Source organism: Bariatricus sp. SGI.019 (assembly GCF_050315235.1).
GTDB lineage: Bacteria > Bacillota > Clostridia > Lachnospirales > Lachnospiraceae > JAFBIX01.
In genome coordinates this window covers 38,479-52,539 of the sequence record NZ_JBNPOQ010000003.1, presented here as the reverse complement: position 1 = coordinate 52,539, position 14,061 = coordinate 38,479, and the positions used below count along the sequence as shown (strand labels likewise).

Here is a 14,061-nt window from a genome sequence, read left to right as displayed (position 1 = left end):
ATCCACTTCTACAATATCTGTAAAGCGGATAGCCTTTTATAAAAATTATTATATTTTATTCATCTGTGCTATAGTTTGGTGCCTCTTTTGTAATATGAATATCATGCGGATGACTCTCTTTCAGAGAAGCAGCAGAAATCTTAACAAACTTGCCATTTCTCTTCAAATCTTCGATTGTCGGAGTTCCACAATAGCCCATACCGGAACGAAGTCCACCCATTAACTGGAATACCGTATCTTCTACAGAGCCCTTATATGCGACACGTCCTTCTACACCTTCCGGTACCAGTTTCTTCGCATCGGACTGGAAGTAACGGTCTTTGCTTCCGTTCTCCATCGCTGCGATAGATCCCATTCCACGATATACTTTATACTTTCTTCCCTGATACAGTTCAAATGTTCCCGGGCTCTCGTCACATCCGGCAAAAATGCTTCCCATCATGCAGACATTGGCTCCGGCTGCGATAGCCTTTGTCATATCGCCGGAATACTTAATACCACCATCGGCAATAATCGGAATTCCATACTTGTCTGCTGCCTCATAGCAATCCATAACTGCAGAAATCTGCGGAACACCAATACCTGCCACAATACGTGTCGTACAGATGGATCCTGGACCAATACCAACTTTCACAGCATCTACACCAGCTTTGATCAAAGCCTCTGTTGCCTCACCTGTCGCTACATTACCCGCAATCACCTGAAGATCTGGGAATTTTGATTTTACCATATCTACAGTTCGGATGACATTGGCAGAATGCCCATGAGCAGAATCCATAACAACAACATCAACCTTTGCGTTCACAAGTTCCTGTGCTCTCTCCAGACAGTTTGCTGTAATTCCGATCGCTGCACCACAGAGCAGACGTCCCTGGGAATCCTTTGCGGATAATGGATATTTGATCTGTTTTTCAATATCTTTAATTGTGATAAGACCTTTCAAATTGAAATCCTCATCTACAATCGGAAGTTTTTCTTTTCTTGCTTTTGCAAGAATCTTCTTTGCCTCTTCCAGAGTGATTCCTTCCGGTGCTGTAATCAATCCCTCGGAAGTCATAGATTCTTTAATCTTTTTAGAGAAATCTTCTTCGAATTTTAAATCACGGTTTGTAATAATACCTACCAGTTTTCCATTTTCAGTAATTGGCACACCTGAAATTCTGAACTTAGCCATCAGATTGTTGGCATCTTCCAGAGTATTCTCCGGTGACAGATAAAATGGATCTGTGATAACCCCATTTTCGGAACGCTTTACCTTATCAACCTCTTCTGCCTGCTGTTCGATTGACATGTTTTTATGAATAATACCAATTCCTCCCTGACGAGCCATTGCAATGGCCATACGATGTTCTGTTACCGTATCCATACCTGCACTCATCATTGGTATATTTAACTTGATTTTTTTTGTTAAATAAGTTGATAAATCCACCTGATTTGGAATTACTTCTGAATAAGACGGAACTAAAAGTACATCATCAAACGTAATGCCTTCTCCGATTATCTTTCCCATGATTGTCATCCTCTCTTTCTCTCTCTTCAATTTTATGATTATCTGCTATAATAACTAATTTGTATATCACTTGTCAACATATTTCGTCCGCTTTTTTCTTTTCAGACAATTTATTTGCGAATAACTTTACGTGGCGCCATCAGGAAGAATCCTTCCACAATCGTCTCATTTGGCTCAAACAGAATCTTCTTTACCTCACCCTGATTCGCTGTTATCAGAGCATACACTCTTGCCTGTCCAGTTCCCGAACTATAATCATAGACCTTTGCATTCTGATACTGACGCAACTCCACTGCATCTGCCGGCGCCAGCATCTCCAGATCAGATACATTCATCGAAAATACTCTTTTTCTTTTTGACTTATTCATAATCTTGTCAATATCCAGATCGCCATTCACATATAAGTATTCATACTCAACTTTCAGCCGATGGAACATGAATATATCAAGCCCGATTAACAGAACTGGTACCAGAATAATAATCGGATAATAAAGCACTGCCAGAATAGATACAATTGTCACCGCAATCAGTATCGCTTTCGTCATCATATCTTTCATATCTGGTTTTTTCTTCACCAATTGTTCAGTATAATAGTCGCTCATTTTTTCTTCCTCCAAAATTTTAATTAAAGATATTGTAGCACATTTTAGGACAAAAAGAAAACTCCTCACAAGAGGAGTTTTCAAAATTTTCACACTTTATGTGTATCTGTTTACATCATGCCCATTCCGCCGCCTGCACCAGCTGACATTGCCGGGGTCTCTTCTTTGATATTGGCAACAACAGACTCCGTTGTCAGAAGTGTAGATGCAACACTTGTTGCATTCTGAAGCGCACTTCTTGTTACCTTAGCCGGATCAAGAATACCGCTCTCTACCATATCTACATAGTTCTCTGTCAATGCATCGAAACCAATACCTGGCTCTGATTCTTTTACTTTATTGATGATCACAGAACCTTCCAATCCGGCGTTTGCTGCAATGTGGTACAATGGAGCTTCCAGAGCTTTCAGGATTACATTCGCACCTGTCTTCTCATCACCTTCCAGAGTATCTGCAAGAGCTGCAACCTCTTTTGTAGCGTGGATATATGCAGAACCGCCTCCTGCAATAATACCTTCTTCAACAGCTGCTCTTGTTGCTGCAAGTGCATCTTCCATACGAAGTTTTGCTTCTTTCATCTCTGTCTCTGTTGCTGCACCAACACGGATTACAGCTACACCACCTGCAAGTTTTGCAAGTCTTTCCTGAAGTTTCTCTCTGTCGAAATCAGATGTTGTCTCTTCAATCTGCATCTTAATCTGAGCTACACGGTCAGCAATCGCTTTCTTATCGCCCATACCATCAACGATAACTGTGTTCTCTTTCTGTACTTTTACAGATTTTGCACGTCCAAGTTGATCCAGAGTAGTCTCTTTCAGATCCATTCCCAGTTCATCAGAGATGACCTGTCCGCCTGTCAGAATAGCAATATCTTTAAGCATTTCTTTTCTTCTGTCACCATAGCCAGGAGCTTTTACAGCAGCTACATTGAATGTTCCACGCAGTTTGTTCACAATTAACGTAGTAAGTGCCTCTCCTTCTACGTCCTCTGCAATGATCAATAATCTTGCACCAGACTGTACAATCTGCTCTAACAATGGAAGAATCTCCTGAATATTAGAAATCTTCTTATCTGTGATCAAGATATATGGATCATCCAGAACAGCTTCCATCTTATCCATATCCGTTGCCATATATGCAGATACATATCCACGATCAAACTGCATACCTTCTACCAGATCAAGTTCTGTCTTCATTGTCTTGGACTCTTCGATTGTGATAACTCCATCGTTAGATACCTTTTCCATTGCATCTGCAACCATCTCTCCAACTTCTACATCGCCTGCTGAGATTGCTGCAACTTTTGCGATCTGATCTTTATCTCTTACTTTACTGGACATCTTAGCAATTGCTTCAACCGCTGCATCTGTTGCTTTCTTCATACCTTTACGGAGAATAATCGGATTAGCACCTGCTGCCAGGTTCTTCATTCCTTCATGTACCATAGACTGTGCTAATACAGTTGCTGTTGTAGTACCATCTCCGGCAACATCATTTGTCTTAGATGCAACTTCCTTGATTAACTGTGCTCCCATATTCTCAAAAGCATCTTCCAATTCGATCTCTTTTGCAATTGTAACACCATCATTTGTAATCAGTGGTGCACCGAATGATTTGTCAAGAACAACATTACGTCCTTTTGGTCCAAGTGTTACTCTCACTGTGTCTGCCAACTGGTTAACTCCTGCTTCCAATGCGCTTCTTGCTTCTGCGCCATATTTAATTTCTTTTGCCATGATAAATCTGCCTCCTATATTCTATTAAAAAACTTTTCTATATTCATTATTATTGACTGTTCTTTATTCACAGATGGCAAGAATGTCATCCTGTTTTACAATAATATATTCTTCGTCTTCAATCTCTACAGTTGTTCCTGAATATTTAGAATAAATAACCTTCTGTCCAACTGTAACATTCATTGTCACTTCTTTTCCATCAACTGTTCCACCTGGTCCAACAGCAATTACTTCTGCCTGCTGTGGTTTTTCTTTTGACTGTCCAGGAATGACTATTCCTGACTTTGTAGTCTCTTCTGCAACCAACTGCTTTAATACAACTCTGTCTCCTAATGGTACTAATTTCATATTTATTCCTCCTTAATTATATCCAAAGATTTGTCAGCACTCACAAAAAGAGAGTGCTAAAAGACTCTAGATATAAAATAGCACTCTCTTTCTACTTTGTCAACACACTTTCTATTTAGTTTACAAGTTTTTTATAAAATCCATTTCGAATCTGAAACTTCAATATCTTCCCCGATTTATTCCAATAACGTTCTTTGATGAATCCATTGCACCCAATATTTCCGTTTGACGTCTCAATATGGCATTCATAGATTCCATCCAGTGAAAATATCGGAAGTTCTGTCTCCTCTGATAGAAAATATATGCATTCTTCGTCTGGATTATACGTAATGATTTTACAGCGATGAGAAGTTTCATCAAAATATCCGTCTTTAAGTACCATTCTCGACATTCGAAGCTCTGCCGGACACTTTTCGTACATATATATTTCTCCTTTCCTATTGATACCCCGCCGAGATATTACAGCTAAACTCAAATAAGGGTATCAGTTGCCCGATACCCTTTCTACTCTGACTATTTCATACGTTCTGCTTTGATATGTTCCAATTCTGTAAATACATAATCATTAACAACTTTAATGTAGGTTCCTTTCATACCGGAAGAACGTGATTCAATTACGCCGGCACTCTCGAACTTACGGAGTGCATTTACAATTACAGATCTCGTAATTCCAACACGATCCGCAATCTTGCTGGCAACCAGAATTCCCTCGGTTCCGTCAAGTTCATCAAAAATATGAATGATAGCTTCTAACTCTGAATAAGATAATGTACTGATTGCCGACTGTACAATATGTTCTTTTCTGGTCTCTTCGGCACTTTCTTCATTCACCGAACGAAGCATCTCCAATCCTACAACTGTTGCTCCATACTCACTCAAGATAATATCATCAATCTCATACATCTGTTCTTTTTTATAGATAAATAAAGTACCCAGGCGCTCTCCTGCGATATCAATCGGCGTAATAATTGCCTGATATTTTTTCACTGCATCTTCAGAAAAACCTAAGGTCTGCAGATTCACATTCTCTTTGGTTGACAAGATACTCAAAAGTCGCTCATTTAGCATATCATCAATATGTTTCCCGATTTCCTGCTCAATCAATTCTTTAATATAAGGTACATTGTCACATTTGCTTCCCCCAAGTACCTTTCCCTTTTTACTTACGACTAATACATTCGAATCTAAAATCTGCGTAAGCACTTCACAAATGTCATTAAATACAACTTTACTCGAATTGTTGTTGTGCAGTAATTTGTTGATTTTTCTGGTTTTATCTAACAATTGTACGCTCATTGACATTCCACCATCCTTTAATTGATATATTATCATACAATTCTAGAAGTTTCAATTAATTTCCTGAATTTCCTAATTATTTTTGTTATTTTCTTTATTTTCTACATATCCACACTGCTCATCACCGCAGAGAAGCTTATTCCCTTTCTCTACCATATATTTTCCACACCTTGGACATTTCTTTGTAGATGGTTTCTGCCATGACATAAATTCACATTCTGGATTGTTCTCACATCCGTAATATTTTCTTCCTTTTTTCGTCTTTCGAATTACCACATCTTTACCACACAACGGACAAGGAACACCTATTTTCTCTAGGTAAGGCTTTGTGTTACGACATTCTGGAAATCCCGGGCATGCCAGAAAACGTCCATGTGGTCCATATTTAATGACCATATTTCGTCCACACTGATCACAGATGACATCCGTCACTTCATCTTCGATTTTCACTTGTTCCTGTTCTTTCTCCGCAATCTCTACTGCTGCCTCCAGATCAGGATAGAAATTCTCAATAATTGTCTTCCAATTCACTTTACCTTCTGCCACACCGTCCAAAAGGCTTTCCATATTGGCTGTAAAATTCACATCCACAATACTTGGGAAGGATTGCTTCATAATATTATTCACAACCTCTCCAAGTTCCGTCAGATACAGATTCTTATTCTCTTTTGCCACATAACGTCTTGCAATAATGGTAGAAATCGTCGGTGCATAAGTACTCGGACGTCCAATTCCTAACTCTTCCAATGTCTTTACCAAGGTTGCTTCTGTATAATGTGCCGGTGGCTGTGTAAAATGCTGTTTTGTCTCAAAACTTTCCTTAGAAAGAACGGAATCCTTATCCAATCCTTTCAGCAATACATTATTTTCTTCTTTTTCTTCTCCTGCTTCTGTGTATACCGTTCGGAATCCTTCAAATGCAATCTTGGAAGCCGCCACTGTAAAATAATACTTTCCAGCTGCAATCTTCACAGATGTGGTCTCATATCTTGCGGGCTGCATTCTGCTGGCAACAAAACGCTTCCAGATCAACTGATACAAACGGAACTGGTCTCTGGTTAAGGAATCCTTCATTGCTGCCGGAGTGCGTGTCACATCCGTCGGACGAATTGCTTCGTGGGCATCTTGAATAATCTTATGCCCATCTCCAGACTTCGCCTCATTTACAGCCACATAATCCTGTCCATAACTTGAAGCAATATATTCACGCACGTTGGCATCTGCCTCTTCAGAGACACGGGTGGAATCGGTACGAAGATAAGTGATCAGACCTACCGTTCCATTTCCTTTAATATCAATTCCTTCGTATAACTGCTGGGCAATCCTCATTGTCTTAGCTGTTGCAAAATTGAGCGCTTTAGATGCCTCCTGCTGTAAAGTACTTGTCGTAAAAGGTACTGGTGACTTCTTCGTTCTCTCACCCTTTTTTACATCTGCCACTGAATAGTCTGCATGCTCCAGATCCTTCATGATTGCATCCAGCTCTTTCTGAGAATGAATCGTCATCTTCTTATCTGTTCCATAGAACTTAGCTGTCAGAAGCTTTCTCTCTCCCTCTACCTTCAGATTCGCATCCAACGTCCAATATTCTTCTGGAATAAAAGCATTGATCTCATCTTCTCTGTCTGCAATGATTCGAAGTGCTACCGACTGTACACGTCCGGCACTTAATCCTCTCTTTACCTTTGCCCATAAAAGCGGACTAATCTTATATCCAACAATTCGATCAAGAATTCTTCGTGCCTGCTGTGCATCAACAAGATCCATATCGATTTCTCGCGCATTTTTCAGAGATGCTTTTACCGCATTTTTTGTAATCTCATTAAAACTGATTCTGTACGTCTTTTTATTTTCCAATTTCAAAGCCTGACTCAGATGCCATGAAATTGCTTCTCCTTCACGGTCCGGGTCAGTTGCGAGATACACTTTATCGGCCTTCTTCACTTCCTTGCGAAGGTTGGCAAGAATCTCTCCTTTTCCCCGGATTGTAATATACTTCGGCTCGTAATCATGCTCAACATCAACTCCAAGCTGACTCTTGGGCAGATCTCTTACATGTCCGTTTGATGCGGTCACCACATAATTACTTCCTAAAAATTTCTTGATGGTCTTCACTTTTGCTGGTGACTCCACAATTACAAGATAACGTGCCATAAAATAATTTCCTCCATGAAAATATATCCACCGGTATCATCTACCGGAGCTTTACATAATAATTTTTAGATATTTCTTTCACATATCCTTTCATTTCCAGAGTAATCAGCTGTTCCAGGAGTTCCTGTACATTCAGTCCAGTCTCCTCTAATAGCTGACTCATTCCCTTTGGAAATAAACCGAGACAACTATACACCATATTTTCTGTACTTTCAAGCACTTTTTCATTTTTGTCAATTATTTGCCCTTGATTCACAATATTTATACCTAACTCAATCAATAAATCTTCCGGGGATATCAGGATTCCTGCACCCTGACGAATCAAACGATGGCATCCCTGACTCATAGAACTCGTCACAGGTCCCGGCAAAGCATACACATCTTTTCCCTGCTCCAGTGCCATATCAGCCGTGATCAGCGACCCACTTTTTTCTTTTGCTTCTATTACAAGAACCACATCCGCCAGTCCACTGATGATTCGGTTCCTTTCAGGAAAATAAGCCGGCAACGGGGGCTGTCCGGGAATCTGTTCAGATATGATTCCTCCCTTTTGTTGAATATCCATATATAATCCAATATTCTCCCTGGGATAACAGATATCTACCCCACATCCCAGCACTCCATAGGTTGCTCCTCCTGCATTCAGCGCTCCTCTTTGCCCCGCCCCGTCAATTCCTCTCGCCATTCCGCTGATAATCTGTATTCCTTCTGAAGCCAAAGCCTCACCATACTCTAACGCAATCTGTTCACCATAGTGTGTACATCTTCTTGCACCTACAATTGCAACTGAAACCTGATTTTCCCTGGGAAGGCTACCTTTTACATAGAGTGCGTAAGGTGGCTGCGAAATATTCGTAAGCTTCTTGGGATATTCTTCTGAAAAATACGGAATCATCCGTATCCCTTGTTCCTGCAGTTTCTCCCAACACTTCTCTATCTCCCATTCTTTTTTTGATCTTAAAATAGTATCCACATCTCGACTTTCCAAAAAGTTCAGGAATCGCAGATGTATTTCTTCTATATTATATATAGTTTTTCCATCTCCATATTCTTCTCTCAACAGTCTTTTTTTCTTGTCAGATAACGGGCGAATTGCTGACAGCCAATATTCATACATCATTTACTCATTCACCTTCCCCAATACTTCTTTTCCATTGTTCGATATCCAATTGCCTCTTTCAGATGATGCTCCCGAATCTGCTCACTCATCTCCATATCGGCAATCGTCCGTGCAACACGTAATATCTTATGATAAGTCCGTGCTGTAAGTCCTAATACGTTAAATGCCTGCTTCATCAGACGTTCTTCTTTTGCTCCTAAGACACAATATCTCTGCAAATCCTTCGCACTAAGCATGGAGTTCGTCCTGATTGTCGTTTCCAAATAACGCAGGTTCTGAATCTCTCTTGCCTGACAGACTCGTCTGCGTATAGATTCCGAACTCTCTTGTCTCTCTCCAGCGCTTAATTCTTCATAAGAAATTCTTGGTGCTTCTACACAGATATCAATCCGATCCAAGAATGGCTGACTGATTCTGCCAAGATATTGCTGAATCTGTGAAGGAGTACATGTGCATTTCTCAAGATTCGGATAATTTCCACATGGACATGGATTCATAGCTGCAGCCAATGTAAAATTCGCCGGGAACACGTAATTCCCATGACTTCTGGTAATCCGAATCTGATGTTCTTCTAACGGTTGCCGTAGCACTTCCAGTACCGGCTTCTGAAATTCTGCCAATTCATCCAGGAACAGTACACCACCATGCGCTAAGCTGATCTCTCCCGGCACTGGGATCAGCCCTCCGCCTATTAGTGCAGCCTTTGTTACTGTATGATGTACGCTGCGAAACGGTCTCCCAGTAATCAGTGGATGTTCTTTATCTACCATTCCTAAGACACTATATATCTTCGTAATCTCCATACTTTCTTCCAGAGTCGGAGGTGGCAGTATGGTCGGGATTCTCTGGGCCATCATGGATTTTCCGCTTCCAGGCGGTCCCACAAGGAGCAGGTTATGCCCTCCTGCCACTGCCACTTCTGCTGCCCGCTTGACCGCCTGCTGTCCTTGAATATCACTGTAATCTACCAGCGTTGTTCCAAGTGGATTCTCCATTCCTTGCTTATGTTTAGAGTTAACATATTGCAATGCCTTCTCACCCTTCAGATAAGCGCATGCCTCTTTCAGATGTTCTACTCCAAGAATCTGCATATTCTCTACTAATGCTCCCTCCGACATATTTTGCTTTGGAAGAATACAGGCCTTACAGCCTTCCTCCCGTGCTTTCATCACAATCGGAAGAACTCCCGATACCGCCTGTACACTTCCATCCAGCCCCAATTCTCCTAGCACAAGAACATCTTTAAGCTTCTCTTCCGGGAATATTCCCAATGCAGCCAATAACGCCAGCGCGATCGGCAGATCAAAAGAAGCTCCCCGCTTTCTTACTGTGGCCGGTGCCAGATTAATTACCATCTTTTTCGCCGGAATACGAATCTCTGAATTCCGTACTGCAGTCCGTACCCTTTCCGAGGCTTCTTTCACCTCTGAAGACAGATATCCCACCATGTGAAATACTGGCAGTCCGTTACTTACATCTGCTTCCACGTGTATCAACTCTACATGAAGGCCGTGAATTGCAGCGGATAATACTGAACTAAATGCCATTTACGCACTCCTTTCTCTTTGCAATTATCAAATTATACTTTGGATGATTTGGACCGAAACAGTCCGATAAGATTTTTATCTAGAAAAAAATCGGGATAAGAGGATTCTCTTATCATAAATGTGAATCCATCTTATCCCAATCATTCAGCAATGTCAATTATTTTTTTATATGATTCTATGCATTTTTAGAAGGTGCCAGAACTCCGGCTCCGATAATCACAAGACATACGAAGATTCCAAGAAACAGGGAATCAAACGGCAGCCCCAAAAGATTACCGCCCAGCACTGCAATTGGTCCTGCGGCCATAGAGACAAGCACTGCCCAGGATGCCACCTTCCCTTTGGCAAATAAAGCACAGGTAAGCGGAATAAATACGACTGTTCCCCGAATTCCCATAGACAAGAATCCAAAATCATTGATAATTGCTCCTGGAACAACCAGAGCAATTGCCGCTGCACAACAGAGAATGACCACAATCGTAACTCTTGTTGTATATAACTTCTTCTTTACATCCGCCAGCTGCTTTGATATCTTACAGAAAATATCATTCACCAAGATCGTTGCCACACCAAGGGACAGACCCGCACCTCCGGCGATAACAGTAACCAGCAGTGTACCAAGTACTATTCCCCCGATAAACTTTGGCATATAATGCAGAACAAACGTCGGAAATACCTGCGAAGAACTTGCAATCTCAATCATTCCCTCCGGAATGCTCTTTCCCGCTTCTGTAAGCGCTGCAATTTCATTCGTCGTCATGCAATGATTTCTCATAAACATTCCAATAAATATACATGCAATTCCAATCGGCGGAATAAGTACTGCACTTAACATGGCACCTTTTCTTGCCTTACTGTCACTTTTGGCGGACCAGATTGCCTGGGCATAGGTCTGTGTTGCCAGTACTCCCAATAAAAGTGACAGGCCGGAACCCATATCTTTCAAAAATCCTCTGGAAAACAGACTGAAATATCTTGCTGACATATCTTCAGAAGCTGTAATCCCAGCCAATTCTCCTACATCCGTTCCCACAAGTGTCGCACGTAATTGATCAACCAAAGCACTGATTCCGTGACTGTTCGTCAGAACAATTCCTAATCCCAATATGGATGCGCCATAGAGCAGAATCAGTTTTACCACTCCACCCATTCCGGCGCCCCATGCACCACCGAACACCACATAAATCATCATAACTACGACAGATATCATAGCTGCCGGCAAGAAATCCATATGAAAAATGGTCGTCAAAAGTGCACAGCTAGACAATACCTGTGCAATCACGCTGATAAAAATACCAATGGAACACAATACAGATCCTGCATATTCAGCCTTCGCGCCATATTCTTTTCCGATAACTTCCAGCAACGTAATACTGCCGCTGTGCCGTAATGGAATCACATACCCGATTGCCAGAATCAGGCAGCCAATTCCAGATCCTAAAGTGAACCACCAGGCTGACATTCCATATTCAAAAGCCAGTTGTGCAGTCCCGATGGTCGCCTGACCACTGACCAGACTTCCCATAATGGCTCCACACACGATCCATGGTCCTGCCTTTCCTCCACCAGTATCAAAATCTGAGGCATCCGATACCATTCTTCCTGAATAGATACCTACGCCAATGATAATGGCTATAATCAGTATAATTCCTAACAGATTCCATATTCCAATGTCCAATGTTCCTTCTCCTCGTTTCTTATCTAGTTCTTGTATATAACGTCAAACCCTGGAAAAACAGGTTCTCCGGTATATGATTTCGGCTCTTCTCTGCCTTCGAGTACACGAAGAGCGCCTGCAGCCAATGCATCCATCTCAAATTCTCCCGGATATACCTTAACCGGTGCAATGAACTCAACTCGCTCTTTCAGCATATTTACCATCATCTCTGAATAGGCAACTCCGCCGGTCAAAATAATAGCATCAACCTTTCCTTTCATAACGGATGCCATCGCTGCAATATCTTTTGCAATCTGATAAGCCGTTGTCCGGTATACCAATTCTGCAAATCTATCGCCATCTTCAATTCTCTGCTCTACTTCACGGGCATCAGACGTTCCAAGATGTGCCGTCCAGCCACCGGTCTTCATTACCTTCGTAAGCATTTCCTTTTTCGTATATTTTCCAGAATAACAGAGTTCAATTACATCTGCAAGTGGAGCGGTGCCACTTCTGGTCGGAGCCATACGTCCCTCTCCACGTGTACTGTCAACGGTATCTACCATCTTTCCTTGACAATGTGCACTGACAGAGATTCCTCCACCAAGATGCGCTACAACGAGATTCAATTCTTCGTAAGCTTTTTGACAATCAACCGCATATCTTCTGGCTGCTGCGCGCTGATTCAGCGGATGTCCACGACTGGTACGGAACAGTTCTACAAAACCTGTCATACGCGCTTCTTCTTCAAATTCATCAACACTGCTCGCATCAACGATAAATGCACGTCCACCAAACTCTTCCGCAAAGTCTTTTGCAAGAAGGGGGCCTAGATTTCCCGGATGCTTACTTCCTGGCCCAATCTGCCCGTGCTCATACATTTTCTCATTTACTTCGAACACACCGCCTGCCATCGGCAATAGTCCTGTACAGATTGCAGAAAATGCGTCTGCCGTACTCGGATCAACACCTTTTTCCTTCAAAGTTTTTGTAATGATCTCCTTGCGATAAGGAAGTTGATCCACAATATTCGGAAATACCGCCAGATCTTTGGCTGGATGATCAATTGTCTCCGAAAAAACCTTCTGATCATCCTCATACAATGCAACTTTTGTAGAAGTTGATCCAGGATTTAATACAATAATTCGATACATATGCCCTCCTTAATTCTTTCCCACTGCCTGCGCAGCAAGTACAGCAAGTGCAATAGAATTCATCTTGGATGTATCCGAACTTGCTCTGGATGTCAAAACCATAGGTTTTGCAGCACCCATAATACATCCGGCTTTTTCACATTTTGCAAAATATTCCATAGATTTATTCAGAATATTTCCCGCCTCAATATCCGGTGTGATCAGAATATCCGCATTTCCAGCCACCGGATGGTCAATTCCCTTATGGCGCGCAGCTTCAACAGATACTGCGTTATCCATGGCAAGAGGACCTTTGACCATACATCCAGTGATCTCTCCTTCTTCATTCATCCTGGTAAGCTCTGCTGCATCCAGAGTTGCCGGCATCTTAGGGTTGACCTTCTCTACCGCGCAGAGAACTGCCACTTTCGGATTGTCATTTCCCATAGCATGTGCAATCTGTGTACATGCCTTGATCAGATCTACCTTCTGTTCCAATGTAGGCGCGATCGTCATGGCAGAATCACTTAACAAAAACATACGGTCAAATCCTGCTACTTCCATCAATCCTACGTGACAGATCAGATTTCCGGTTCTTAATCCGTATTCTTTATTCAATAAAGCCTTTAATGCAACCGAAGTATCTACGAATCCTTTCATCGGAAGGGATGCTTTCCCTTCTCTTACCAGCTTAATTGCAGCTGCACATGCTTCCGGCTTTTCTTCTTCATTTACAATTTCAAATTTAGACAGGTCAATTCCCTGTTCTTTCGCGATTTCTCTTATTTCTTTTTCATTTCCTACCAGGTATGCCCCTTGAATGATCCGATTCTGGTATGCATTCCAGACAGACAACAGAACATCTGCATCCTGGGCAACAGCCACAGACAAAGTCTGTGGCTCCCCATTCTGTACTTTTTCAATTAACTCTTTAAAACTACGAATCATAACATGTCTC

12 protein-coding genes are annotated in these 14,061 nt (G+C 41.7%); all 12 read right to left on the bottom strand.

Going from position 1 to position 14,061, the window contains the following annotated elements; genetic code table 11:
* Positions 1–55: 55 nt before the first annotated feature.
* The gene (gene guaB, locus ACQRD1_RS02630) at positions 56–1,510 is read right to left on the bottom strand and encodes an IMP dehydrogenase (protein ID WP_235232181.1); all 1,455 of its coding nucleotides are present in this window, start codon (positions 1,508–1,510) and stop codon (positions 56–58) included.
* 110 nt (positions 1,511–1,620) lie between these two features.
* Entirely contained in the window at positions 1,621–2,112 is a 492-nt protein-coding gene (locus tag ACQRD1_RS02625) for a DUF6106 family protein (RefSeq protein WP_235232180.1), read from the bottom strand.
* 110 nt (positions 2,113–2,222) lie between these two features.
* Positions 2,223–3,848, bottom strand: coding sequence for a chaperonin GroEL (gene groL, locus ACQRD1_RS02620; RefSeq protein WP_427786887.1), 1,626 nt, complete (start codon positions 3,846–3,848; stop codon positions 2,223–2,225).
* 63 nt (positions 3,849–3,911) lie between these two features.
* Positions 3,912–4,196: a co-chaperone GroES gene (locus ACQRD1_RS02615; protein WP_427743297.1), complete on the bottom strand. Its 285-nt coding sequence runs from the start codon at positions 4,194–4,196 to the stop codon at positions 3,912–3,914.
* A 115-nt stretch (positions 4,197–4,311) separates the two neighbouring features.
* A complete protein-coding gene (locus ACQRD1_RS02610; protein WP_235232177.1) occupies positions 4,312–4,617 on the bottom strand; it encodes a hypothetical protein in 306 nt (101 codons plus the stop codon).
* A gap of 92 nt (positions 4,618–4,709) precedes the next feature.
* Positions 4,710–5,492: a GTP-sensing pleiotropic transcriptional regulator CodY gene (gene codY / locus ACQRD1_RS02605; protein WP_235232224.1), complete on the bottom strand. Its 783-nt coding sequence runs from the start codon at positions 5,490–5,492 to the stop codon at positions 4,710–4,712.
* Positions 5,493–5,564: 72 nt separating this feature from the next.
* Entirely contained in the window at positions 5,565–7,646 is a 2,082-nt protein-coding gene (topA, locus tag ACQRD1_RS02600; RefSeq protein ID WP_235232176.1) for a type I DNA topoisomerase, read from the bottom strand.
* A 40-nt stretch (positions 7,647–7,686) separates the two neighbouring features.
* The gene (dprA, locus tag ACQRD1_RS02595; RefSeq protein WP_235232175.1) at positions 7,687–8,766 is read right to left on the bottom strand and encodes a DNA-processing protein DprA; all 1,080 of its coding nucleotides are present in this window, start codon (positions 8,764–8,766) and stop codon (positions 7,687–7,689) included.
* An 8-nt stretch (positions 8,767–8,774) separates the two neighbouring features.
* Complete coding sequence (locus tag ACQRD1_RS02590; RefSeq protein WP_235232174.1) at positions 8,775–10,313, bottom strand: YifB family Mg chelatase-like AAA ATPase; 1,539 nt, start codon at positions 10,311–10,313, stop codon at positions 8,775–8,777.
* A gap of 175 nt (positions 10,314–10,488) precedes the next feature.
* Positions 10,489–11,991 (bottom strand): sodium:solute symporter family protein, encoded by a 1,503-nt coding sequence (locus tag ACQRD1_RS02585; protein WP_235232173.1) that lies wholly within the window; start codon positions 11,989–11,991, stop codon positions 10,489–10,491.
* 23 nt (positions 11,992–12,014) lie between these two features.
* Positions 12,015–13,124 carry a butyrate kinase gene (gene buk, locus ACQRD1_RS02580; RefSeq protein WP_235232172.1) on the bottom strand — a complete coding sequence of 370 codons (1,110 nt, stop codon included), beginning with the start codon at positions 13,122–13,124 and terminating at the stop codon, positions 12,015–12,017.
* A gap of 9 nt (positions 13,125–13,133) precedes the next feature.
* On the bottom strand, positions 13,134–14,051 hold the full coding sequence (locus ACQRD1_RS02575) for a phosphate butyryltransferase (RefSeq protein ID WP_235232171.1): 918 nt from the start codon (positions 14,049–14,051) through the stop codon (positions 13,134–13,136).
* Between the last annotated feature and the right edge of the window lie 10 nt (positions 14,052–14,061).

Coding starts and splice junctions, on each gene's coding strand:
- dprA (WP_235232175.1), bottom strand. CDS start 8,766: ATGATGTATGAATATTGGCTGTCAGCAATTCGCCCGTTATCTGACAAG.
- topA (WP_235232176.1), bottom strand. CDS start 7,646: ATGGCACGTTATCTTGTAATTGTGGAGTCACCAGCAAAAGTGAAGACC.
- codY (WP_235232224.1), bottom strand. CDS start 5,492: ATGAGCGTACAATTGTTAGATAAAACCAGAAAAATCAACAAATTACTG.
- groL (WP_427786887.1), bottom strand. CDS start 3,848: ATGGCAAAAGAAATTAAATATGGCGCAGAAGCAAGAAGCGCATTGGAA.
- guaB (WP_235232181.1), bottom strand. CDS start 1,510: ATGGGAAAGATAATCGGAGAAGGCATTACGTTTGATGATGTACTTTTA.
- ACQRD1_RS02590 (WP_235232174.1), bottom strand. CDS start 10,313: ATGGCATTTAGTTCAGTATTATCCGCTGCAATTCACGGCCTTCATGTA.
- ACQRD1_RS02575 (WP_235232171.1), bottom strand. CDS start 14,051: ATGATTCGTAGTTTTAAAGAGTTAATTGAAAAAGTACAGAATGGGGAG.
- ACQRD1_RS02625 (WP_235232180.1), bottom strand. CDS start 2,112: ATGAGCGACTATTATACTGAACAATTGGTGAAGAAAAAACCAGATATG.
- ACQRD1_RS02615 (WP_427743297.1), bottom strand. CDS start 4,196: ATGAAATTAGTACCATTAGGAGACAGAGTTGTATTAAAGCAGTTGGTT.
- ACQRD1_RS02610 (WP_235232177.1), bottom strand. CDS start 4,617: ATGTACGAAAAGTGTCCGGCAGAGCTTCGAATGTCGAGAATGGTACTT.
- buk (WP_235232172.1), bottom strand. CDS start 13,124: ATGTATCGAATTATTGTATTAAATCCTGGATCAACTTCTACAAAAGTT.